The sequence below is a fragment of the Rhodobacter capsulatus genome (genome assembly GCF_052363185.1).
GTDB lineage: Bacteria > Pseudomonadota > Alphaproteobacteria > Rhodobacterales > Rhodobacteraceae > Rhodobacter > Rhodobacter capsulatus_E.
Genome location: NZ_CP198955.1, coordinates 2,010,303 through 2,032,065, shown reverse-complemented (window position 1 = coordinate 2,032,065; position 21,763 = coordinate 2,010,303). Strand labels below are relative to the sequence as shown.

Annotated in this window: 19 protein-coding genes, 1 tRNA gene and 2 pseudogenes; 12 read left to right on the top strand and 10 right to left on the bottom strand. The window is 67.7% G+C overall.

All coding sequences use genetic code 11. The features are described from left to right. Nucleotides 1-188 precede the first annotated feature (188 nt). Entirely contained in the window at nt 189-353 is a 165-nt protein-coding gene (locus ACTTAG_RS10075; RefSeq protein WP_444462201.1) for a hypothetical protein, read from the bottom strand. A 56-nt stretch (nt 354-409) separates the two neighbouring features. On the opposite strand from ACTTAG_RS10075, the gene ACTTAG_RS10070 reads away from it, so the two are divergent. From ACTTAG_RS10070 to guaB, 3 genes are all read left to right on the top strand, one after another. Continuing rightward, on the top strand, nt 410-1,300 hold the full coding sequence (locus tag ACTTAG_RS10070; RefSeq protein ID WP_444462200.1) for a GNAT family N-acetyltransferase: 891 nt from the start codon (nt 410-412) through the stop codon (nt 1,298-1,300). A gap of 115 nt (nt 1,301-1,415) precedes the next feature. Continuing rightward, the gene (locus ACTTAG_RS10065; RefSeq protein ID WP_444462199.1) at nt 1,416-2,381 is read left to right on the top strand and encodes a tellurium resistance protein; all 966 of its coding nucleotides are present in this window, start codon (nt 1,416-1,418) and stop codon (nt 2,379-2,381) included. A gap of 68 nt (nt 2,382-2,449) precedes the next feature. After that, nucleotides 2,450-3,898, top strand: a complete 1,449-nt coding sequence (gene guaB, locus ACTTAG_RS10060) for an IMP dehydrogenase (protein ID WP_444462198.1) — start codon at nt 2,450-2,452, stop codon at nt 3,896-3,898. 233 nt (nt 3,899-4,131) lie between these two features. On the opposite strand, the pseudogene ACTTAG_RS10055 reads toward guaB, so the two are convergent. The 8 genes and pseudogenes from ACTTAG_RS10055 to ACTTAG_RS10020 all read right to left on the bottom strand — a co-directional run bounded on the left by ACTTAG_RS10055 (nt 4,132) and on the right by ACTTAG_RS10020 (nt 10,960). After that, a pseudogene (locus ACTTAG_RS10055) lies at nt 4,132-5,221 on the bottom strand (2'-deoxycytidine 5'-triphosphate deaminase). 72 nt (nt 5,222-5,293) lie between these two features. After that, nucleotides 5,294-5,371, bottom strand: a tRNA-Pro gene (locus ACTTAG_RS10050). Nucleotides 5,372-5,462: 91 nt separating this feature from the next. Then, complete coding sequence (locus ACTTAG_RS10045) at nt 5,463-7,334, bottom strand: MerR family transcriptional regulator (protein ID WP_444462197.1); 1,872 nt, start codon at nt 7,332-7,334, stop codon at nt 5,463-5,465. Nucleotides 7,335-7,388: 54 nt separating this feature from the next. After that, on the bottom strand, nt 7,389-7,691 hold the full coding sequence (ihfA, locus tag ACTTAG_RS10040) for an integration host factor subunit alpha (RefSeq protein ID WP_444462196.1): 303 nt from the start codon (nt 7,689-7,691) through the stop codon (nt 7,389-7,391). 111 nt (nt 7,692-7,802) lie between these two features. Further along, nucleotides 7,803-8,777 (bottom strand): beta-ketoacyl-ACP synthase III, encoded by a 975-nt coding sequence (locus ACTTAG_RS10035; RefSeq protein WP_444462195.1) that lies wholly within the window; start codon nt 8,775-8,777, stop codon nt 7,803-7,805. After that, nucleotides 8,774-9,862 carry a phosphate acyltransferase PlsX gene (gene plsX, locus ACTTAG_RS10030; protein WP_444465229.1) on the bottom strand — a complete coding sequence of 363 codons (1,089 nt, stop codon included), beginning with the start codon at nt 9,860-9,862 and terminating at the stop codon, nt 8,774-8,776. The genes ACTTAG_RS10035 and plsX overlap by 4 nt, the downstream gene beginning before the upstream one ends. A 126-nt stretch (nt 9,863-9,988) precedes the next feature. Then, nucleotides 9,989-10,195 (bottom strand): 50S ribosomal protein L32, encoded by a 207-nt coding sequence (gene rpmF / locus ACTTAG_RS10025; protein ID WP_023912988.1) that lies wholly within the window; start codon nt 10,193-10,195, stop codon nt 9,989-9,991. A gap of 198 nt (nt 10,196-10,393) precedes the next feature. Further along, nucleotides 10,394-10,960 carry a YceD family protein gene (locus ACTTAG_RS10020; protein ID WP_444462194.1) on the bottom strand — a complete coding sequence of 189 codons (567 nt, stop codon included), beginning with the start codon at nt 10,958-10,960 and terminating at the stop codon, nt 10,394-10,396. A 112-nt stretch (nt 10,961-11,072) separates the two neighbouring features. Between ACTTAG_RS10020 and ACTTAG_RS10015 the strand changes: the two genes are divergently transcribed. The 5 genes and pseudogenes from ACTTAG_RS10015 (at nt 11,073) to ACTTAG_RS09995 (ending at nt 15,927) form a co-directional block, all read left to right on the top strand. Continuing rightward, a complete protein-coding gene (locus ACTTAG_RS10015; RefSeq protein WP_444462193.1) occupies nt 11,073-11,537 on the top strand; it encodes an outer membrane protein assembly factor BamE in 465 nt (154 codons plus the stop codon). 102 nt (nt 11,538-11,639) lie between these two features. Further along, nucleotides 11,640-12,399 (top strand): annotated as a pseudogene (locus ACTTAG_RS10010) (GNAT family N-acetyltransferase). A 180-nt stretch (nt 12,400-12,579) separates the two neighbouring features. Further along, complete coding sequence (locus tag ACTTAG_RS10005) at nt 12,580-14,391, top strand: ABC-F family ATP-binding cassette domain-containing protein (RefSeq protein WP_444462192.1); 1,812 nt, start codon at nt 12,580-12,582, stop codon at nt 14,389-14,391. A 90-nt stretch (nt 14,392-14,481) separates the two neighbouring features. Next, a complete protein-coding gene (locus tag ACTTAG_RS10000) occupies nt 14,482-14,733 on the top strand; it encodes a putative hemolysin (protein ID WP_444462191.1) in 252 nt (83 codons plus the stop codon). 90 nt (nt 14,734-14,823) lie between these two features. Then, the gene (locus ACTTAG_RS09995) at nt 14,824-15,927 is read left to right on the top strand and encodes a CaiB/BaiF CoA transferase family protein (RefSeq protein ID WP_444462190.1); all 1,104 of its coding nucleotides are present in this window, start codon (nt 14,824-14,826) and stop codon (nt 15,925-15,927) included. A 43-nt stretch (nt 15,928-15,970) separates the two neighbouring features. Here the strand turns inward: ACTTAG_RS09995 and ACTTAG_RS09990 are convergent, their stop codons facing one another. Continuing rightward, complete coding sequence (locus ACTTAG_RS09990; RefSeq protein WP_444462189.1) at nt 15,971-16,717, bottom strand: DsbA family protein; 747 nt, start codon at nt 16,715-16,717, stop codon at nt 15,971-15,973. Nucleotides 16,718-16,866: 149 nt separating this feature from the next. Between ACTTAG_RS09990 and ACTTAG_RS09985 the strand changes: the two genes are divergently transcribed. From ACTTAG_RS09985 to ACTTAG_RS09970, 4 genes are all read left to right on the top strand, one after another. Next, nucleotides 16,867-18,006, top strand: a complete 1,140-nt coding sequence (locus tag ACTTAG_RS09985; RefSeq protein WP_444462188.1) for a pyridoxal phosphate-dependent aminotransferase — start codon at nt 16,867-16,869, stop codon at nt 18,004-18,006. Nucleotides 18,007-18,062: 56 nt separating this feature from the next. Beyond that, a complete protein-coding gene (locus ACTTAG_RS09980) occupies nt 18,063-19,280 on the top strand; it encodes an N-acetylmuramoyl-L-alanine amidase (RefSeq protein ID WP_444462187.1) in 1,218 nt (405 codons plus the stop codon). 293 nt (nt 19,281-19,573) lie between these two features. Continuing rightward, entirely contained in the window at nt 19,574-19,867 is a 294-nt protein-coding gene (locus tag ACTTAG_RS09975) for a DUF485 domain-containing protein (RefSeq protein WP_444462186.1), read from the top strand. An 8-nt stretch (nt 19,868-19,875) separates the two neighbouring features. After that, nucleotides 19,876-21,726 (top strand): cation acetate symporter, encoded by a 1,851-nt coding sequence (locus tag ACTTAG_RS09970; RefSeq protein ID WP_444462185.1) that lies wholly within the window; start codon nt 19,876-19,878, stop codon nt 21,724-21,726. The last annotated feature ends 37 nt before the right edge of the window (nt 21,727-21,763 follow it).

Below are 21,763 nucleotides of genomic sequence, written 5' to 3'. Positions count from 1 at the left end.
ATCAATTCGGGCTGCGGCCTTACGTCACGTCCGCGTGAGGTTACCGTAGGGTCATGTGGCGCAACTGCCACAAAGCAATGTGAACTCAACGGTTTGGATTTCGCAGCTGCGATGGGGAGCGGTGTTTTTGCGCTGCGTTGCCGCATCGGCAAGGCGGCTGCGGCACACGCAAGGGTTGAGAGGCAGCCTCAGATCAGCGACCCGATCAGCCGCCACAGACCCAGCCCGCAAAGCCACAGCAGCGACAGCCCCCCGGCAAGGCCCAGCGCCGCCCAAAGCGTCGGCCGCGGCGCCGGGATCGCGGGCGGGCGGCGCGGCTGGGGCGGGGCAGGGGGGATTTTCTTGCGCGTCATCGGGGCCTCCGGCACCCATTAACCCTGAATTAGGTAAACGGGGCTTTAATGGCGCCATGGACAGGATCGAGATCACCCCCTTTGCCGCCACCGCCGCGGCCTGGGATGCGGCGCTGGCCGCGCTTGCGCCCGCCGCTCCGGTGCAGGCGCATGCGGGCTATGGCGCGATTGCGGCGTCCTCTGGGCGCGGGCTGCGGCGGCTGCAGATCCATGCCGGTGGCAGGCTTGTCGGGCTGGCGCAGGTGCTGGGGCGGGGCGGGCTGTGGCTGTGCAGCCGCGGCCCGGTCTTTGCCGCCGACCTGCCCGAGGTGACGCGGCGGCAGGCCCTGCGGGCCCTGGCCCGGGTGCTGCCGGGGGTGCTGATCGCCACGCCCGAGATGCCGGTGGCGGGTTTCGGGCTGGTGCCGCTTGTCACCGCGCGCCATCAGGCGATCTGGGATCTGACGCCCGAGGAAGGCGCGCTGCGCGCCGGTCTGCAGGGCAAGTGGCGCAACCGTCTGGTTGCGGCGGAACGGGCGGGGCTGCGGGTCCGGGTCGAGCGCGCGGCCGGTTGGCTGATCGCGGCCGAGGCGCAGCAACGCGCGGACCGCGGCTATCGCGCCCTTCCCCCCGCTTTTGCCGAAGCCTGGGCGCAGCAGTCCCCCGGGTCGGCGCTGGTGCTCTCGGCCGGCACCGCCACGGCGCCGCGTCTGGCCGGGGTGATGGTGCTGCGCGCGGGCGCGGGGGCGAGCTACCATCTGGGTTGGTCCGGGCCCGAGGGCCGCGCGGCGGGGGCGCATAACCTCTTGCTCTGGCAGGCCGCCTTGCGGCTGCGGGGCATGGGCCTGCGGTCCTTCGATCTGGGCGACATCAATTCCGAGGCCGGGGCAGGGCTGATGCATTTCAAGCTGGGCACCGGGGCTTCGGTGCATCGTCTGGGCGCCACCTGTCTTGTGCTGCCGGGGTGACCCGCGCGGCGGTTTCGCCCTTTCCTTGCCACAGTTCTTCTGCAAGATGGGGGGCGACAGCAAGGCAAGTTGATCCCGAAACGCGTTGCATTCCAGAGCCGAGGCAGACGACACGATGGCTTCCGTTCCCCCGAAACCGACCCCGCCCGGGCTGTGGCGGCGCACCCCCCCGGCGATCTTTCCCCCCACGCTCGGCCTTGCGGCGCTGGCGCTTGGCTGGCGCAAGGGGGCCGAGGTCTTCGATCTGCCCGCAGCACTGGGCGAGGTGCTGACCGGGGCGGTGACGCTTTTGTGCGGCTTCGTTCTGCTGACCTATCTGGTCAAGGCGCTGCGCCGTCCGGCCGTGATGCTTGACGATCTGCGGATCCTGCCCGGGCGGGCGGGGCTCGCGGCGGGGGTGCTGGTGGTCTATCTGCTGGCGATGGCGATCGGGCCCTATCTGCCCGGGGCGGCGCGGACGGTTCTGGCCACGGGGGCCGCGCTGCATCTGGCGCTGACCGGGGCGATGCTTTACGTCCTTGCCACCGGCCCGGCCGAACAGCGCCGGGTCAACCCCTCTTGGCATCTTCTGTTTTCGGGCTGGATCGTGGCGGCGTTGGCCGCGGCGCAGCTGGGGCTGATGGCGGTGGCGGTCTGGCTGTTCTGGGGCGCGCTGGTGATTGCGGTGGTGATCTGGGTGCTCTCCTTGCAGCAATTCGCCCGCCAGACCGTGCCCGCGCCTTTGCGTCCGCTGCTGGCGATCCATCTGGCCCCGGCGGCGGTGATCGGCACCACCGCGGCCCATCTGGGCGGCCTGGCCCTTGCCCAGATCTTCGCGATCAGCGCGGCCGTGCTGCTGCTGGTCTTCGCGGCCCGCGGGCGCTGGCTTCTGGCCGGGGGCTTTTCGGCGCTTTGGGGGGCGCTGACCTTCCCGCTGGCGGCAACGGCGATGCTTTGGCTGACGCTTGGCGGGATCTGGCGTATCCCGGGGGGGCTGGCGCTTGTTGCCGCCACGCTGATCGTGCTGCCGATCGCGCTGCGGATCTACAAGATCTGGGCGAAAGGCGAATTGGCGCTGAAAACCGGCGCCGCCATCGCCTGAGGGCTTGCGCCGGGGGCCAAGCCGTGAAACAGGGACGTGCCAACCGTTCCCTGCCGATGGAGTCCCCCATGCAGATTCGCGAGGCCCTCACCTTCGATGATGTCCTTCTGGTTCCCGCAGCCTCAAGCGTGCTGCCCTCGGAGGCCGATGTTTCCACCCGTGTGACGCGCTCGATCCGTCTGAACATCCCGCTCCTCTCCTCGGCGATGGACACCGTGACCGAGGCGAACATGGCCATCGCCATGGCGCAGGCGGGCGGCATGGGGGTGATCCACCGCAACCTGACGGTGGAGCGCCAGGCCGCCGAAGTGCGCCGGGTGAAGCGCTTTGAATCGGGTATCGTCTACAACCCGATCACGCTGACCCCCGACCAGACGCTGGCCGATGCGAAAGCCCTGCGCGAGCGCTACAATGTCTCGGGCTTTCCGGTCGTCGATGTTGCGGGCAAGGTCGTCGGCATCGTGACGAACCGCGACATGCGCTTTGCCACCGATGACGCGACCCCGGTCCATGCGATGATGACGCGCGAGAATCTGGCGATGCTGCGCGAACCGGCCGACCGCGACGAGGCGATGAGCCTGATGAAAGCCCGCCGGATCGAGAAACTTCTGGTGGTCAATGCCGATGGCAAGCTGACCGGCCTTCTGACCCTGAAGGACAGCGAACATTCGGTGCTGCACCCGCAGGCCTGCAAGGATGACAAGGGCCGTCTGCGCGTCGCCGCCGCCTCGACCGTGGGCGATGCGGGCTATGAACGCTCGGTCGCGCTGATCGAGGCGGGCTGCGATCTGATCGTGATCGACACCGCGCATGGCCATTCCGAGGGCGTCGCGAAAGCGGTCGAGCGGATCAAGCTTTTCGCGCCCGCGGTGCAGGTCTGCGCGGGCAATGTGGCCACGGCCGAGGCGACAAAGGCGCTGATCGGCGCGGGGGCTGATGCGGTCAAGGTCGGCATCGGCCCGGGCTCGATCTGCACCACGCGGATCGTCGCGGGGGTCGGCGTGCCGCAGCTTTCGGCGATCATGGACGCCTGCTCGGGCGCGGGCGACATCCCGATCATCGCCGATGGCGGCATCAAATTCTCGGGCGATTTCGCGAAAGCCATCGCGGCGGGGGCGTCCTGCGCCATGGTGGGCTCGGCGATCGCGGGCACCGATGAATCCCCGGGCGAGGTGATCCTCTATCAGGGCCGGTCCTACAAATCCTACCGCGGCATGGGCTCGCTTGGCGCGATGGCGCGCGGCTCGGCGGATCGCTACTTCCAGAAGGATGCGGCCTCCGACAAACTCGTCCCTGAGGGGATCGAGGGTCAGGTGCCCTACAAGGGCCCGGTGGCGACGGTCATCCACCAGATGGTGGGCGGCCTGCGCGCGGCGATGGGCTACACCGGCCATGCCACCGTGGCCTCGATGCAGGGCGGCTGCCAGTTCGTCCGCATCACCGGCGCCGGGCTGAAGGAAAGCCACGTCCATGACGTGCAGATCACCCGCGAAAGCCCGAACTACCGCATCGGCTGAGACCGGGGCGCAGAGATCACAAAGGCCGGGGGGGAAACCCCGGCCTTTTGCGTTGGCCAAAAAGCCTTGCGCGCTCTTTCATCTTGCCAGAAATATCCCGGGGGGTCCGGGGGGCAGCGCCCCCCGGCGGGTCGCCGCGGGCAAAGCCGCGGCGAAATCCATCCCGGCCCTCGCAAGCCTGCTCGGGCGTTCGGTGCTGAAAACGTGTCCCCGGAGCGTTTTCCGGGCGCACCTCACCCCGCCCGGAAATGCTTGGCGAGCTTCAGCCCCCTGGCCCTGATAATTCGAGGCGATCCCGGCGCCATAAAGCCGCTCCGGCCGTTCGGCCATGCGCTCATAGACGAGCCGCCCCACCACCTGCCCATGTTCCAGCACAAAGGGCGCCTCGTGACAGCGCACCTCCAAAACGCCCTTGGAGCCTTCGCCGCCTGCCGCGCCATGGCCGAAGCCGGGATCGAAGAAGCCCGCGTAATGGACCCGGAATTCCCCCACCATCGCCAGATAGGGCGCCATCTCGGCGGCAAAATCGGGCGGGATCACCACCGCCTCGCGGCTCACCAGAATGTAGAAGGCGCCGGGGTCAAGGATGATCCGCCCTTCGCGCGTGCGCACCTCTTCCCAGAAATCCGAGGCCGGGTAATGCGCGATCCGGTCAAGGTCGATCACCCCGGCATGCGGCTTTGCCCGGTAGCCGACCAGATCGCCTTCCGCCGGGCGCAGATCGACGGAAAAGCCAAGGCCATGGTCGATCACCGCCCCGCCGCTCCCCATGCCGCTGACCAGCGGTTCGGCGGCATGCAGCGCCTTCAACTCCGGGTCGGAAAGCGCCGCCTCCCCCGCGCGAAAGCGGATCTGGTTGAGCCGCATCCCCGGCCGCACCAGCACCGAAAACGACCGCGGGCAGATCTCGGCATAAAGCGGGCCCGCGTAACCCTCGGGAATGCGGTCAAATTCCGTGCCGTCATCGGTGATCACCCGGGTCAGCAGATCCAGCCGCCCGGTCGAGCTTTTCGCATTCGAAACCGCAGTCAGACCGGCGGGCAGGGCCAGGCGCTCCATCAGCGGCACCAGATAGACGCAGCCCTTTTCCAGCACCGCACCTTCGGAAAGGCTCATCCGGTGCATCTCGAACTCGGCCAGTTTCGTCTCGACCCGCTGGCCCCGCCCCGCCAGAAACGAGGCGCGGATGCGATAGGCGACCTCGCCCAGCCGCAGATCAAGGCTGGCGGGCTGGATCTGCTCGGCGGTGACGGGACGGTCGGCGGCAATCTCGCCGCGGGCGATCATCGCGCGCAAGGCGCTGTCGGGAAGGACACCGTGCATCATCGCAGCCTCGCGGAAAATCGGTCGGTCAAAAAAGAACGCCCACTCCGGCAGGAGCAGGCGTTCTTTTGATGGTCGGGCCGGTGAGATTCGAACTCACGACCTTCCGCCCCCCAGACGGACGCGCTAACCAGGCTGCGCCACGGCCCGACGAGGGGCATATAGAGGCAATGCGCGGTCGGGTGCAAGCGGCAAAACGCATCTTTTTGCACGGGCTTGCAAGAGGGGGCCCGCGCCATCCTCAGCGCCGCGCCGGAACCGGGCGGGGCGGCTGCGCCAGACGGCTTTGCAGCCGCACCAGACGGTCATGCGCCGACAAAAGCCGCATCCGCTCGATCGGGGACAGCGCCTCGGGGGCGAAGCGCGCGATATCCTCGCGCAGCGCGCCCAGCGGATTCGCCGTCGGGTCGATCTGCCCCGCCATCGCCAGTTCCACCTGCAGCGGCGCGGTGCCGCTCAGGATCAGCGACACCACCCGGTCGAGCGGGTCGAACTCCGAGGCCGGTTCAGGTTCGGGCTCAGCTGCGGGTTCGGGCTCCGGCTCGATGGCCGTTGCGGGGATGCCCTCGGGCTCGGGCGCTGACTCCGGCTCCGGTTCGGGCTCTGGCTCGGGCTCAGGGGGCGGCGGCGCGGGTTTCGGCGGCGGCGGAATGTAATCAAAAAGCGAGCCCTGAATCGGCAGGGGCGGCGCCGGTTCGGGCTCCGGCTCCGGTTCAGGCTCGGGCGCGACCGGCGCGGGGGCGACCGGGGTCGGATAGGCCGGGCGCGGCGCGATGAATCGATAGGCGATATCCTCGAAGGGCTCTTCCGCCAGCTCGGGCGCCGGTTCGGGCGCGGGCTCAGGTTCCGTGGGCTCTTCCGGTGGTTCGGGCGCCGGTTCGGCCGCCGTTGGCTCCGGTTCAATTGCGACCTCGGGTTCGGGCTCGGGCTCCGGTTCAGGTTCCGGCTCGGGTGCCGGTCGGACCGCCGCGGCTGCCGCCGCCACCTGTGCCGCCAGCTCGGCCTCGGCCTTGGCGCGGGCGGCTTCGGCCCGGGCGATCTCGGCCTCGCGGCGCAGCCGTTGCAGTTCCAGCCGCACCGCCTCGGCTTCGCGCCGGGCCGCCTCGACGGCGGCCTGCGCCGCCTCCAGCGCTTCGGCTTCGGCCTCGGCGCGGGCCCGCTCGGCCCGGCGCTCGGCATCCAGCCGGTCGCGCTCCTCCTCGGTCAGCTCCGCCGGTTCCGCGGGGCCGATCTCGGCCGCGTCCAAGGTATCGGCCAGAGGCTCTGGAATAGGCTCGGGCAGGCCGGGGGCAGGGTCTTCTGCCGCAAGATCTTCCGCCGGGGCCGCCAGCGTCTCGGTCTCGTCCTGCGCTTCGGGAGCGGGCGGCTCGGGCGCGTCCCAGTCGGCCAGAAGCTCTTCGGGCGCGACAGCCTCTGCGCCCGCCTCTGCGACGGATTCTGCTATAACCTCCGCGACGGGGTCCGGCGCGCCAGACCCGTCCGCCGTCTCGTCATCGCCCGCCGTCGGGGCGGTTTCGGTCGTTTCGGTCGTTTCGGTCGTTTCTGTCTCGGGCTGTGCAGGCTCGGGCGTGTCCCAGCCGACGATCTCTTCCAAGGCCGCCTCGGGCGTCGGGGCGAGAGGCTCCGGTTCGGCGGTCTCTTCTTCGGCGGTCTCTTCCGACGCCACTTCAGCGGGCGCCGTATCCTCAAACCCGGCCACGTCCGGGGCTGGGGCCTCCGGCGCGGCGCTGTCTTCTGCCGGGGCGGCGTCGTCCAAGACGTCATCCACCACGTCATCCGCGCCATCGGTGGGCGCCTGCGCCGCGGTCTCTGGCGACAGCGGCACCACGCGGGCCTCCAGCACCTCGGCCCCCAGCGCCGAGACCTTCTTGGCGCCCTGCGCCTTCAGCCGCGCCTGCGCCTCCTTGATCGGCAGCGCCTCGACCTGCAGCAAGTGCTTGATGCCGAACAACAAAGCGACATCGGCGGGCCGGTAATACCGACGCCCGCCCGCCCGCTTGACCGGCTTGATCTGCGGAAACTTGCTTTCCCAGAACCGCAAGACATGGGTGGGCGTTTCGAGAAGCTCGGCCACCTCGGTAATCGTGCGGAAGGCCTCGGCTGACTTCGTCATCGCGGCGCGTTCATCTCCTGCTCGGGCTCATCCCGGGGACCGGTTCGACCGGTCCTATTTTGCGTTGCCGTCCGCGACGCGGTCCTTCATCAGATGCGAGGGCCGAAAGGACAGCACCCGACGGGGCGAAATCGGAACTTCCTCGCCCGTCTTCGGGTTGCGCCCCATGCGCGAGGATTTGTCCCGCACCGAAAAGGTGCCAAAGGACGAGATCTTCACGGTCTCGCCGCGCACCAGCGCGTCGGACATGTGCTGCAGCACGGTTTCGACCAACTGCGCGGATTCGTTGCGGCTCAGCCCGACTTCGCGGAACACGGCCTCGCTCAGATCCATGCGGGTCAGGGTTTTCTCTGACATCTCAATCCCCCCGAAGTGATATGCGTCACGATGGGGGCAAGTATTTCCCGAGTCAATATCAATGGCTTGCGCGGCAAGGTTGAGACGGCTTTTTCCGCCGTAATCGCCCGTTTACCAGCGCAGCACGACCGATCCCCAGGCCAGACCGCCGCCGATCGCCTCGGTCACGATCAGATCGCCCGGCTTGATCTGCCCCCGTTCCCGCGCCGTCGAGAGCGCCAGGGGAATCGATGCGGCAGAGGTATTGCCGTGATCGGCAACCGTCACCACCACCCGCTCCATCGGCACCTGCATGCGTTCGGCGGTGGCGGTGATGATGCGCAGGTTCGCCTGATGCGGCACGATCCAGCTGACATCCTCGGGCGTCAGCCCGGTCTTGGCCAGCGCCGCATGGGCGGTTTCGGCCAGTTTCGACACCGCATGTTTGAAGACGGCATTGCCCTGCATCCGCAGATGCCCCGACTTGCCATTGCTCGACACGCCGCCATCGACATAAAGCAGATCGCGGTAGCGGCCGTCCGAATGCAGATCGGTCGCCAGAATGCCGCGGTCCTGCGCCGTGCCCGTGCCCTCTGCCGCCTCGAGGATCAGCGCCCCCGCGCCGTCACCGAACAGAACGCAGGTGCCGCGGTCGGCCCAGTCCATGATCCGCGAAAAGGTCTCGGCGCCGATCACCAGCACCCTTTGCGCCTGACCCGACAGGATCAGCCCCTGCGCATTCGCCAGCGCGAAGACGAAACCGGCACAGACCGCCTGCACGTCATAGGCAAAGGCATTGGTGTTGCCCAGACCCGCCTGCACCATCGTCGCGACCGAGGGGAAGGTGAAATCCGGGGTCGAGGTCGCCACCACGATCGCGTCGATCTGATCGGCGGTCATCCCCGCATCGGCCAGCGCCGCGGTGGCCGCCTTGATCGCCAGCTGCGAGGTGGTTTCCCCCTCGGCCGCGAAATGGCGCCGCTCGATCCCGGTGCGGGACCTGATCCATTCATCCGTCGTATCGAGACTGCCCTCGAATTCGGCATTCTCCACCACGCGGGCGGGCAGGTAATGCCCCACGCCGCGGACCACCGCTCTGATCGTCATTTCGGGTTCTCGATTCCTGCCTCCACCGAGGCTGCATCCTGACCGTTTGCTGACGCAAGGGCAACCCGGGCCGCAAGCCGTTCGGCAAAGCCCAGCCCGGCCAGCCGCGCCGCAAGGTCGATCGCGGCCGCGACGCCCGTCGCATCGGCGCCGCCATGCGACTTGATCACGGTTCCGTTCAGGCCCAGGAACACCCCGCCATTCACCCGGCGCGGGTCGATCTTCGCCTTCAGACGCTTCAGCGCCCCCGAGGCCAGAAGCGCGCCCAGTTTCGCAAGCCAGCTTGAGGTGAAAGCCTCGCGCATCAGTTCGCCCGCGAATTTCGCCGTGCCCTCGCCGGTTTTCAGCGCGACATTGCCGGTGAACCCGTCGGTGACGATGACATCGACGCGCGATCCGGGCAGGTCGTTGCCCTCGACGAAGCCGACGAAATCATAGCCGCCCGCCGCCTGCGCCGCCGCGATCATCTCGGCCGCGGCCTTCAGCTCGGCATTGCCCTTGTGTTCCTCGGTCCCGACATTGAGCAGCCCGACCCGCGGCCGCTCCAGCCCCAGCGCGTTGCGGGCATAGGAAGAGCCCATCAGCGCATAGGTCAGCAGATCGCGGGCCTCGGCCTTCACATCCGCGCCCATGTCCAGCATGACATTGAAACCAGAGGGATTCTTGCACGGCCAGAACGAGGCGATGGCAGGCCGGTTCACCCCCGCCACCTTGCGCAGCCGCAGCATCGACACCGCCATCAGCGCGCCGGTATTGCCGCAAGAGACCGCGACCTGCGCCGCGCCGTCGCGCACCGCGTCGATGGCGGACCACATCGAGGTGTTCTTGCCCGAGCGCATCACCGCCGAGGGCTTGTCATGCATCGTCACCACGCCGCTGGCATGGCGGATCGTCACGCAAGAGCCCAGCTTGCGCGCCTTGACCAGCGGGGCCAGCTCGGCCTCGGGGCCGTGCAGCAGAAAATTCAGCTCGGGGTTGGTCTTGCGGGCCAGGACAATGCCGTCCAGCACCGCGGCGGGACCCCGGTCCCCCCCCATCGCATCTATCGACAACACGAGCGGAGCAGAAACCGGGACGCCGGAAATCGAAGCGCCGGAAAGCTCCGGCGCTCGGGCGGCTGCAGCGCGGCCGCGACTTGACGTAACGTCAGCTTCTGCCCCCACCGTGGTCGTCTCCTGTTTGAACAGTTTGACCATGGCGCGGGGACGGGCTTACGCCGCGTCGTCGTCCAGATCGACTTCGGTCGCTTGCGCAACCACTTCGCGGTCGTCGTAATGGCCACAGGCGCCGCAAACATGGTGCGGGCGCTTCAGCTCGCCGCAGTTCGGGCACGAGGCCGGGTTGGCGGCAACAAGGGCGTCATGCGCACGGCGCATGTTACGACGGGAGCGCGTGACTCGGTTCTGCGGGACGGCCATGTGTCTAACCTCGGTTCTGGGGGCGCAAGGCCCTGTTTTTCCTGGGGTTTCGTCACGGCAGCCAGTGGCGGACCGGGGGCGAACCCTGCGTTCGAATGAGGCCGGGAACATACTGCAGTTCCGCCCCGTTGCAAGCCCTTTTTGCAGCTTTTTTCGGCACCGGCGCAACAGCGTCGCAACCGGGCCGAAATGCCGCGCTCAGGACTTGTCGTCCGCCTCCCCGGTCTTGCCGCCCAGAAGGCTTTTCAGATTGGCGAAGGGACGGGTGTCCTCGTCGCGGATCGGCGCCGCGCCGGGAGGGGCGGCCTGCGCCGCGACGGGCGCGGCATCCGGCGCATGCGGGTAAAGCGGCAGCGCCAGTTCCAGCACTTCAAGCGCGACGGCGCCAAGGTCGATGCGGTCGGGCAGCGGCTCGGCATCGGTGTCCTCGGGGATCTCGATTTCCTCGCCCGTGGGTGTCTCCATCTGCGCCAGGTAGCGCCGGGTGACGGTCTCGCGCAGATCGGTGGTGACGGGCGCCAGCGTCACCACGCAGGCCTGCACGACGCGGGCGGTGAACTCCGCGTCAAGCGCCCAGTCGGACCGGCCGCTGGGCGTCAGCGTGCCCCGCAGCCGCAGGCTGTCCAGCGCCTCGAGGCCCGCCCAGGCGGCGATGGCGGCGCAGCTGGCTGCGTCGGGGGCGATGTCGAAGCGGGTCGGCTTGCGCGCGGCCAGTTCGGCAGGGCGCAGCGGGTGGCTGAAGGGCAGGGGCTCGGTCTGTGTCATCGCGGTCTCCGGGGTCGCAATCGGGGGAAGCGGTCGACGGCGCTTGAGGGCGGCCGCATCCTGTTGTAATCGGGATAGAAGGCCCGAGGTCACGAGGCAAGAGGGGGTAGGCTTGAGCAGCACGTCCGGAATTCGCCGCATGGCGCGATTGGTCACCGTTGCGGCGGTGCTGGTCGTGGCGGGCTGCACCCCGATCTATCAGAATCACGGCTATGTGCCCACCGAGGAAGAGCTGTCGCGCATCGAAGTCGGCAAAAGCTCGCGCGAGGAGGTTTCGGCGGTGATCGGCCGTCCCTCCTCGGTGGGGGTGCTGCAGGGCTCGGGCTGGTTCTATGTCGGCTCGCGCTGGAAGCATTACGGCGCGCGGGCGCCGCAGGAGATCGACCGCCAGGTGGTGGCGATCACCTTCAACGAGGGGGGCACGGTCGAAAACGTCGAGCGTTTCGGGCTGGAACGCGGCGAGGTCGTGGTGCTGTCGCGGCGCGTCACCAAAAGCAACATCAAGGGGCTGGGCCTGATCCGCGAGCTTCTGGGATCCTTCGGCCGGGTGTCGGCGGGCAAGCTGCTGGGCGACTGAGCGGCGTCTTTCGCGCAGGACGGGGCGCTCGGTCGCAGCGGAGTGTCTTTCGGCTGTCAGCTCTTTCGCTTAGGATCGGGGCGACTGATCCCGGGGGTTCCCATGTTTTCGCTCTCGAAAGGCCGCTATGCGGCGCGACTCGCGCAATCACCGGCGGATGTGCAGGCGGCGCAGGCGCTGCGCTGGCGGGCCTTCGTCTCGGCCCGCGGCCGGGGGCTTGACGCGGCCGAGGCGCTGGATGCCGATGCCTTCGACGACGCCTGCCGGCATGTGCTGGTCGAGGAGGCGGGCAGCGGGCGGCTGGTGTGCTGCTTCCGGCTGATGCCGCTGGAAAGCGGGCGCGAGCTGCACCGCAGCTATTCGGCGCAATTTTACGACCTGACGCCGCTTTCGGCCTATTCCGGGCGGATGCTGGAGATGGGGCGTTTTTGCGTCGATCCCGACTGCCGCGACCCCGACATCCTGCGGCTGGCCTGGGGGGCGGTGACGCGGCTCGTCGATGCCGAGGGAATCGGGATGCTGTTTGGCTGCTCGTCCTTCCTGACCACCGATTTCGACAGCTGCGCCGATGCCTTTGCGGTTCTGGCCGAGCGTCATCTGGCGCCGAAGCGCTGGCGGGTGCGGGTAAAGGCGCCGAAGGTGATCCGCTATGCCCGCCAGCTTCTGGGCCGCAAGGGCGATCCGAAACAGGCGATGCTGAAGATGCCGCCGCTTTTGCGGTCCTATCTGGGGATGGGGGGGCTGGGTCTCCGATCATGCGGTGGTCGACGAGGATCTGGGCACGCTGCATGTCTTCACCGGGCTTGAAATCGGCGCGATCCCGCCCGAGCGCGCCCGCGCGCTGCGGCTGGTGGCGGGGTAGGGGGGCGCTGCCCCCCTCGGGCTGCGCCCTCACCCCCCGGGATATTTGCGCCAAGGTGAAAGGGCATCCGGGCTCTGCTTTCACCTTGGTGCAAATATCCCGGGGGACGCGGCACCGCCGCGGGGGGCAGCGCCCCCTCCCCGTTGACCTTTTCGCGCCGCCCGGCTAGCGGGGGGGGACATGGCACGCGCACCTCTTCTTCAGCTTTCCTCGATCTCGCTGACCTTCGGCGGCAATCCCCTTTACGACGGGCTCGACCTGACCGTGCAGGAGGGCGACCGCGTCGCGCTTGTGGGCCGCAACGGCTCCGGCAAATCGACGCTGATGAAGGTGATGGCGGGGCTGGTCGAGCCCGATCAGGGCGCCCGCACCGTGCCCACCGGCACCCGCGTCGGCTATATGGAGCAGGAGCCGGATCTGTCGGCCTTTGCGACGCTGGGCGATTATGCCGCCTCGGGGCTGGCCGAGACCGAGCGTTACCGTATCGAGATGGTGGCCGAAGGGCTGAAATTCCGCCCCGAGGCGCCGGTTTCCACCGCCTCGGGCGGGGAACGGCGCCGGGCCGCGCTGGCCAAGCTTCTGGCCGAGGCGCCCGAGTTGATGCTGCTCGACGAACCCACCAACCACCTTGATATTCAGGCGATCGGCTGGCTGGAAGACTATCTGCGCGACACCCGCACGGCTTACGTTCTGATCAGCCACGACCGCGCCTTTCTGCGCCATCTGACGCAAGCCGTGCTGTGGATCGACCGCGGCGCGGTGCGGCGGCTTGAAAAGGGTTTCGAGCATTTCGAAGAGTGGCGCGAAACCACCTGGGCCGAGGAAGACGAGGCCCGCCACAAGCTTGACCGCAAGATCAAGGCCGAGGCGAAATGGGCGGTCGAGGGGATTTCGGCGCGCAGGAAGCGCAACATGGGCCGGGTCCGCGCGCTGCAGGATCTTCGGGCCGAGCGCGCCGGGCAGATCCGGCGCCAGGGCACGGCGGCGCTGGATCTGGAAAGCGGTCCGGTTTCGGGCAAGCGGGTGATCGAGGCGAAAGGGCTGGTGAAAAGCTTCGGCGACAAGGCGATCGTCAAGGGCTTCGATCTGCGGGTGCTGCGCGGCGACCGGGTGGCTTTCGTCGGCCCGAACGGCGTGGGCAAGACGACGCTTCTGAAGATGCTGACCGGCGAGATCGCCCCCGATGCGGGCTGCGTCACCCACGGCACCAATCTGGAGATGGCGGTTTTCGATCAGACCCGCGCGACGCTCGATTTTTCCATGACGCTCTGGGACGGGCTGGTGAACGATCCCGAGATGCGGGTGTCGGGCCGGTCCGATCAGGTAATGGTGCGCGGCCAGCCCAGACATGTCGTGGCCTATCTCAAGGATTTCCTGTTCGACGAGCAACAGGCCCGGGCGCCGATCGGCTCGCTCTCGGGCGGCGAACGCGCGCGGCTTTTGCTGGCGCGGATCATGGCCAAGCCCTCGAACCTGCTGGTTCTGGACGAGCCGACGAACGATCTGGATGTCGAAACCCTTGATCTGCTGCAAGACGTGCTGGGCGAGTATGACGGCACCGTGCTTCTGGTCAGCCACGATCGCGATTTCATCGACCGCGTCGCGACCACCACGATCGCGATGGAGGGGGACGGCCGCGCCACCGTCTATGCGGGCGGCTGGACCGATTATCAGACGCAAAGGGCGCTGACCGAGGCGCCGCCCGCGCCCGACAAGCCCGCGCCGAAAAAGACCGCCGAGGCCCCGAAAGAGACGGTGAAGAAAACCGGGCTGACCTTCACCGAAAAGCACCGGCTTGAGGCCCTGCCCGCGATCCTCGAGAAACTCGAACGCGAGATCGGCAAGCTGCACGAGCTGCTCTCCGATCCCGCTCTTTTCACCCGCGAGCCGGTGAAATTCGCCAAGGCCTCTGAAATGCTGGTCGAGCGCGAAGCGGCCCTGGCCGCGGCCGAGGAAGAATGGCTGGTGCTGGAGGAAAAGGCGTCGTCTTGACCCGTCCCTGAGGCGCAATCATCGCTGGCCCCGGCGCCGCCTCTGTGGGATGCTGGCCGTGATGCGTCCGGTTCTCTTTTCGAGGTCACGATGAAAACTCTTCCGCTGTTGCTTCTTGCCCTGGCCGCCTGCACCGAAGCCGCCCCGCCCGCCGACAAGCCCGTGGGCATGGCCAACCCGGCCTCGGCCTTTTGCGTCGAACAGGGCGGCGAGGTGCTGCTCAACGACATGACCCCGGGCGGCGATGCCACCTGCAGGCTGCCCGATGGCCGCAAGGTGGGCGAATGGGAATATTACAACGAACATCACCGCCCCGAGCCCGCGCCCGCTGACGCAGCGTAACTTTCAAACCGGCTTCCCCTTCACCTTGGCGCAAATATCCTGCGGGGGTCCGGGGGCGCAAAGCCCCCGGCCTTTTCGGCGGAGGATTGCATGACCACGGGCCCCTTGGCAGGATTGCGCATTGTCGAAATCTCGGGCCTTGGTCCGACGCCCTTCACCGCGCAGCTGATGGCCGACATGGGGGCCGAGGTGATCCGCATTGCCCGCCCCGGCGCGCAGGGGGCTGCGGCGCATGTGCTGGGGATGGCGGTCGATCCGCTGGATCGTGGCCGCGACGTGCTGGAGCTGGATCTGAAATCCCCCGCGGATCAGGCGGTTGCGCGCCGCCTGATTGCCCGCGCCGATGCGCTGATCGAGGGGATGCGCCCGGGCGCGATGGAGCGGCTGGGTCTGGGCCCCGACGCCTTTCCCGAAAACCCGCGCCTTGTCTATGGCCGGATGACCGGCTGGGGGCAGACCGGGCCGCTGGCGCAGACGGCCGGGCATGACATCAATTACATCGCGCTGTCGGGGGCGCTGGAGGCCATCGGCACGACCGAGACCCCGGTTCTGCCGCTGAACCTTGTCGGCGATTTCGGCGGCGGCGGGCTTTATCTGGCCTTCGGGATGCTGGCGGCGATCTGGCACGCCCGCGCCACCGGGCAGGGGCAGGTGGTCGATGCGGCGATCACCGATGGTGTGGCGCATCTGATGGGGATGATTTCGGGGATGGCGGGGCAGGGGCTCTGGCCCGCGCCGCGCGGCGGCAATCTGCTCGATGGCGGCGCGCCCTATTACACCACCTATCGCTGCGCCTGTGGCGGGCATTTCGCCATCGGCCCGCTGGAGGAGAAATTCTGGGCGGATTTTCAGCGCCTTGCGGGCTTTGCCCCGGGCGAGCTGCCCGACCGGAGGGACCCCGCCAACTGGCCCGCCCTGCGCGCGGCGCTGGCGGCGCGGTTTGCCGAACGCAGCCGGGCGGACTGGGAAGCGATATTTGACGGCTCGGATGCCTGCGCGACCCCGGTGCTGAGCCTGCAGGAGGCCGCCACCCATCCGCACAACCGCGCCCGCGGCACCTATCTGGCGCATGAGGGGCTGGCCCAGCCCGCCCCGGCGCCGAAGCTTTCGCGCACACCCGGCGCGATCGGGGCGGGATCGGCGCAAAACCGGATCTCGGCGGAAACGGCGCTGGCACGCTGGGGGGCGGCCTGAAAAAGGGGGCCGCAGCCCCCTTTCAACGCCGCGGCGTCATTGCTCAGCCGCGTTCGTCGGCGATGATCTGCGCCATCACCTCGGCGGGGGCATAGCCCCGCAAGAGCTGCCCGCCGACGACAAAGGCGGGCGTGCCCGCAATCGCCATCCGCTCGGCCAGCTGCGCATTCGTGCGCAGCACCGCCGTCACCTCTTCCGAATTCATCTGCGCCATCACCGCCTTGGCGTCGATCTGCGCCTCCTCGGCCAGCCGCTGCAGGCTGTCCAAGGTGATATCGCCGCGCACCGCCATCAGCGCGTCATGCACCTTTTCATAGGCCGCGTCGCCCGCCACCTGCCGCGTCGCCACCGCAAAGCGCGCCGCCAGCACCGACTGATCCGACAGGATCGGGAATTCCTTGACCACGAACCGGATCTTGGCGTCGGACTTCAGCACCTCGTCCACGACCTCATAGGCCTTCTTGCAATAGGTGCATTTGTAGTCGATGAATTCGACCATCGTCACATCGCCATCGGGATTGCCGCCGACCCAGTCGCCCGCGAAATGGAAGATGTCCTCGGCGTTCGTCTGCACAAGAACCTTGTCATTTTCGGCCTGCGCCGCCTGCTGACGTTCTTCCAGCTTGTTGATCGCCTCGACCAGAACCTCGGGGTTTTCCATCAGATAGGTCTTCACCGCCTCGCCGAAGGCGGCCTTTTCCGCGGCACTCATCGTGGACAGATCAAGCGCGGCTGCGGGTGCGCCAAGAGCGGCGGCCATCGTCAGGGCGGCAAGGGAGACGTATTTCATCGTGGTCCTTTCAGGGCCATGGCAGGTCGGCGCGAGAGTGGCCAAAGCCCGCGTCCGGTGCAAGGGAAAAGCAGACCGGCCTTGCCGGTTTCGCCATTGACCCGGGCGGCTTGCGGGCCTATGGCCGCCGCCAAACCACGGAGGAAGCGATGCGTTTTTCGAACCGGGGACAGGTCGATCCCTTCATCGTGATGGATGTGATGGAAGCCGCCCGCGCGGCCGAGGCGGCCGGTCGGCACATCATCCATATGGAGGTGGGCCAGCCCTCGACCCCTGCGCCCGCTTTGGCGCGGCAGGCGATGGCGGCGGCGCTGGAACGGGACAGTCTGGGCTATACGGTCGCGCTTGGCCTGCCCGAGCTGCGCCGGGGCATCGCCGATCTTTACAAACGCTGGTATGGCGTCGATCTGAACCCCGAGCGCGTGGTGGTGACGCCGGGCTCTTCGGGCGCTTTCATCCTGGCTTTTTCGGCGCTCTTCGATGCGGGCGACCGGGTGGCTTTGGGCGCGCCCGGCTATCCGAGCTATCGGCAGATCCTGCGCGCGATGTCGGTGACGCCGGTCGATATCCTGACCCGGGCCGAGAACCGCTTCCAGCCGGTGCCGTCCGAGATCCCCGAGGGGGTGCAGGGGCTGATCGTCGCCTCGCCCGGCAATCCGTCCGGCACGATGCTGGGCCGGGCCGAGCTTGCCGCGCTGATGACCACCGCGGCCGAGCGCGATCTGGCCTTCGTCTCCGACGAGATCTACCACGGGCTGCATTACGAGGGCCGCGCGGTTTCGGCGCTGGAAATCGGCGACGAAGCCTGTGTGATCAATTCCTTTTCGAAATATTTCAGCATGACCGGTTGGCGGCTTGGCTGGATGGTGGTTCCCGAACCCCATATCCGCACCGTCGAGCGGCTGGCACAGAACCTGTTCATCTGCCCGCCGCATGCGTCACAAATCGCGGCCCTTGCCGCGCTTGAGGCGACCGAGGAGCTGGAGGCGAACCGGGCCGTCTATGCGGCGAACCGGGCGCTGATGCTCGACCGGCTGCCGAAGGCGGGCTTCACCAAGATCGCGCCCCCGGATGGCGCCTTCTATATCTATGCCGATGTCTCCGACCTGACCAGCGACAGCCGCGCCTTTGCCGCGGAAGTGCTGGAAAAGGCGGGCGTGGCCGTCACGCCGGGGCTGGATTTCGACCCGGTGCGGGGCGCCACCACCTTGCGCTTTTCCTATGCGCGCGCGACGGCGGATATCGAGGAAGGGCTTGAGCGGCTCACCCGCTTCATGGCGTCCCGCTGAGCGGGGGATTCCCGTGCCTGCCCGCTTGCGCTATAGTGGCGAAAAACGGAGCAGGCATGGCACGGATCTTCCTCGTTCTTGCGGCGCTTTGGGCGCTCGCGGTTCCCGCATCGGCGCAGGGGCCGCAGCTTTCGGCGCTGGCCCGGCTGGAGCCCGCGCGCACAAGCGTGGCCCAGCCCTCGGCCTTCGTGACCGAGGTGACGCTGGGGCTGAGCCAGCCGGTGCCGTTTCGCGCCTTTTTGCTCGACGCCCCGCCGCGGCTCGTCGTCGATTTCCGCGAGGTGGATTTTTCCGCTGCCAATCCAAAGGATTACGCGCAAAAGGGGCTTTTGGGCGATATCCGCTGGGGGGCGTTTCGTCCGGGCTGGTCGCGCTTTGTCGCCGAGCTGACGGGGCCGGTGCGGCTGATCTCGGCCGAAGAGCGCACGGGCGCGGCGCCGACCCTGCATCTGGTGCTCGAACGGGTCGAGGCGGCCGAGTTCGTCGCCCGTGACGGCGCCGCGCAATCGGCGCTGTGGGATCTGCCGCAGCCCGCGCCGACGGCCATCCCGCATCGCCGTCAGGACGGATCGGCGCCCTTGCGGGTGGTGTTGGACCCGGGGCACGGCGGGCTTGACCCCGGGGCCGAGGCGGATGGCTATTCCGAAGCCGTGCTGGTGCTGACCTTCGCGCGCGAGCTGAAAGAGGCGCTGACCCGCGCGGGCATCGAGGTGAAGATGACGCGCGAGGAGAACCTTTTCGTGCCGCTCGATACCCGGCTGACGGTGGCACATGACTTCGAGGCCGATCTGTTCCTGTCGCTGCATGCCGATGCCCTGCCCGAGGGCGAGGCGATGGGGGCGACGGTCTATCTGTTCGACGAGACCGCCTCGGACAGCGCGGCGCAGAAACTGGCCGAGCGGCACGACCGCGCCGATCTGCTGGCCGGTGTCGATCTGGCGGGGCACGACGATGCGGTGGCGGGCGTGCTGATGGATCTGGCCCGGACCGAGACCCAGCCCCGCGCGGTGCGCTTCGGGCAGGTGCTGTCGGGCGCGATCAAGGGCGAGGGGCTGCGGATGCACCGCCATCCGGTGCAGGGGGCGGATTTCGCCGTGCTGCGCTCGCCCGACATTCCCTCGGCGCTGCTGGAACTGGGCTTCATGTCCTCGGACATCGACCGGGCGCGGCTGCATGACGAGACCTGGCGCGCGCAGATGGTGGCGGCGATCACCGCGGGGGTGCAACGCTGGGCCAAGGCCGATGCCGCCGAGGCGCGGCTCTTGCGGCAGTAACCCGCGACCAAGGTCGGGCTTTTTTTGCATTGCAGCACGCGCATGGCCGAATCGCGCCTGGCGAATGGGTGACGGTTTGTCGCGGCCATTCCCTTGTAATTGCACAAGTTTTGGGCAGCAACTTTGCGGTTGTGCAAAATGGTGTTAACATTTCGAAGGGTTTTGCAACATTTTCGACAGGTTTCGCCGGGGGGCTGACAGGGGCTGCGCAAGAATCTTTCGCTGCGCCGCCGCGAGGCTTTGCAGATCATTAACGCGGCGATACCGAGACCCGTCACTATGAGGAGGACGGGATGACACCCATTCATGAGAAGATCCTCGCCAAGCCCGAGTTCAAAGCGCTCGTGGCCCGGCGGAACCGGTTTTCGCTGACGCTGACGACGCTGATCTGCGTGGTCTATGTGGCCTATATCGGCTTTGCGATCCTGTCGCCCGCGGCCTTTGCCGCGCCGCTTCTGGGGTCCTGGAGCACCGGGCTGATCGCGGGCTTCGGCGTGCTGGCGCTGTCGTTCCTTCTGACGGGCATCTATTCGCGCCGCGCCAATGGCGAGTTCGACCGGATGCTCAAAGACGTTTTGCGCAACTGAGGCCGATGATGACCCGTTACATTCTTGCGGCGGCGCTGGCCGCCTTTGCCGGTCCTGCCCTTGCGGCGGGCGAAGCGATTCAGGGCGAGGTGCAGAAAGCGCCGACGAACTGGACCGCGATCGGCATGTTCCTGTTCTTTGTCGTCGCCACGCTGATCCTGACCGGTTGGGCGGCCAAACGCACCAAATCCACCGCCGATTTCTACACCGCGGGCGGCGGCATAACCGGCTTTCAGAACGGTCTCGCCATCGCGGGCGACTACATGTCGGCGGCGGCGTTTCTGGGCATTTCCGGCATGGTCTTTGCCAAGGGCGTCGATGGCGCGATCTATACCATCGGCTTCACCGTGGGCTGGCCCTTCATCCTGTTCCTGATCGCCGAACGGCTGCGCAATCTGGGCAAGTTCACCTTTGCCGACATCACCTCGTTCCGGCTGGAACAGACGCGCATCCGCACGCTTTCGGCGCTTGGCGCGCTGACGGTCGTTGTCTTCTACCTGATCGCGCAGATGGTGGGGGCGGGCAAGCTGATCCAGCTTTTGTTCGGTCTTCCCTATAGTTACGCGGTGATCATGGTGGGCGTGCTGATGGTGCTTTACGTCACGTTCGGCGGCATGCTGGCCACGACCTGGGTGCAGATCGTCAAGGCGGTGATGCTGCTGTCGGGGGCGACGCTGCTGGTGCTGCTCGGCCTTGCGCAATTCGGCTTCTCGCCCGAGCGGCTGATGGCCGATGCGCTGGCCAATCACGCCAAGGGCGCCGCGATCCTGCAGCCGACACCTTTGGTGACGGATTGGGTCTCGGGCGTGTCGCTGGCGCTGGCGCTGATGTTCGGCCCGGCCGGTCTGCCGCATATCCTGATGCGCTTCTTCACCGTGCCCGACGCGAAAGAGGCCCGCAAATCGGTCTTCTTCGCCACCGGCTTCATCGCCTATTTCTTCGTCCTGACGACGACGATCGGCTTCCTCGCCATCACCCTTGTCGGCAAGAACCCCGAATTCCTCGATGCCAAGGGCATCATCGGCGGCGGCAACATGGCGGCGATCCATCTGGCGCAGGCGGTCGGCGGGAACGTCTTCCTTGGCTTCATCTCGGCGGTGGCTTTCGCGACCATCCTGGCGGTGGTCTCGGGGCTGGCGCTGTCGGGGGCCTCGGCGGTCGCGCATGACCTTTACGCCAATGTGGTGAAAAAGGGCGCCGCGGCCGACAAGGCGGAGATGCGGGTCTCGCGCATCGCGACGCTGGTGCTGGGCGTGCTGGCGATCGTGCTGGGTTTGATGTTCGAGAACCAGAACATCGCCTTCATGGTGGGTCTGGCCTTCGGTCTGGCGGCTTCGGTGAACTTCCCGGTGCTGTTCCTGTCGATCTTCTGGAAGGGCATGACGACGCGCGGCGCGTTCATCGGCGGTCTGATCGGGCTGGTGGTGTCGATCGTGCTGGTGGTGCTGGGCCCGGCGGTCTGGGTCGATGTGCTCAAGTTCGAAACGCCGATCTTCCCCTGGTCGCAATATGCGCTGTTCTCGATGGCGACGACCTTCATCTCGATCTGGCTCTTCTCGGTCACCGACAAATCGGCCCGGGCGGCGCAGGACAAGGCGGGCTATGACGCGCAATTCGTGCGCTCGGAAACCGGGCTTGGCGCGGCGGGGGGCGGTGGCGCATTGAGCTTTCGCCTCGGGCCCTGCCCGAGGCGACCCGCGGGGGGCTTCGCCCCCCGCACCCCCCGAAAAAGAGGGCGTATTTCGCCAAGGAAAAGCACAGGCGCGGTGGGATTTCACCGTTTCGAAAGGCTCCGCTGCGGCGGGGCCTTTTCGTTTGGCGCCAAGGCGGTTAGGTGTGGATCAAAGGAGTGCCCATGACCCCCCGCTGCCCGCATTGCCGCCGCCATCACGCTGC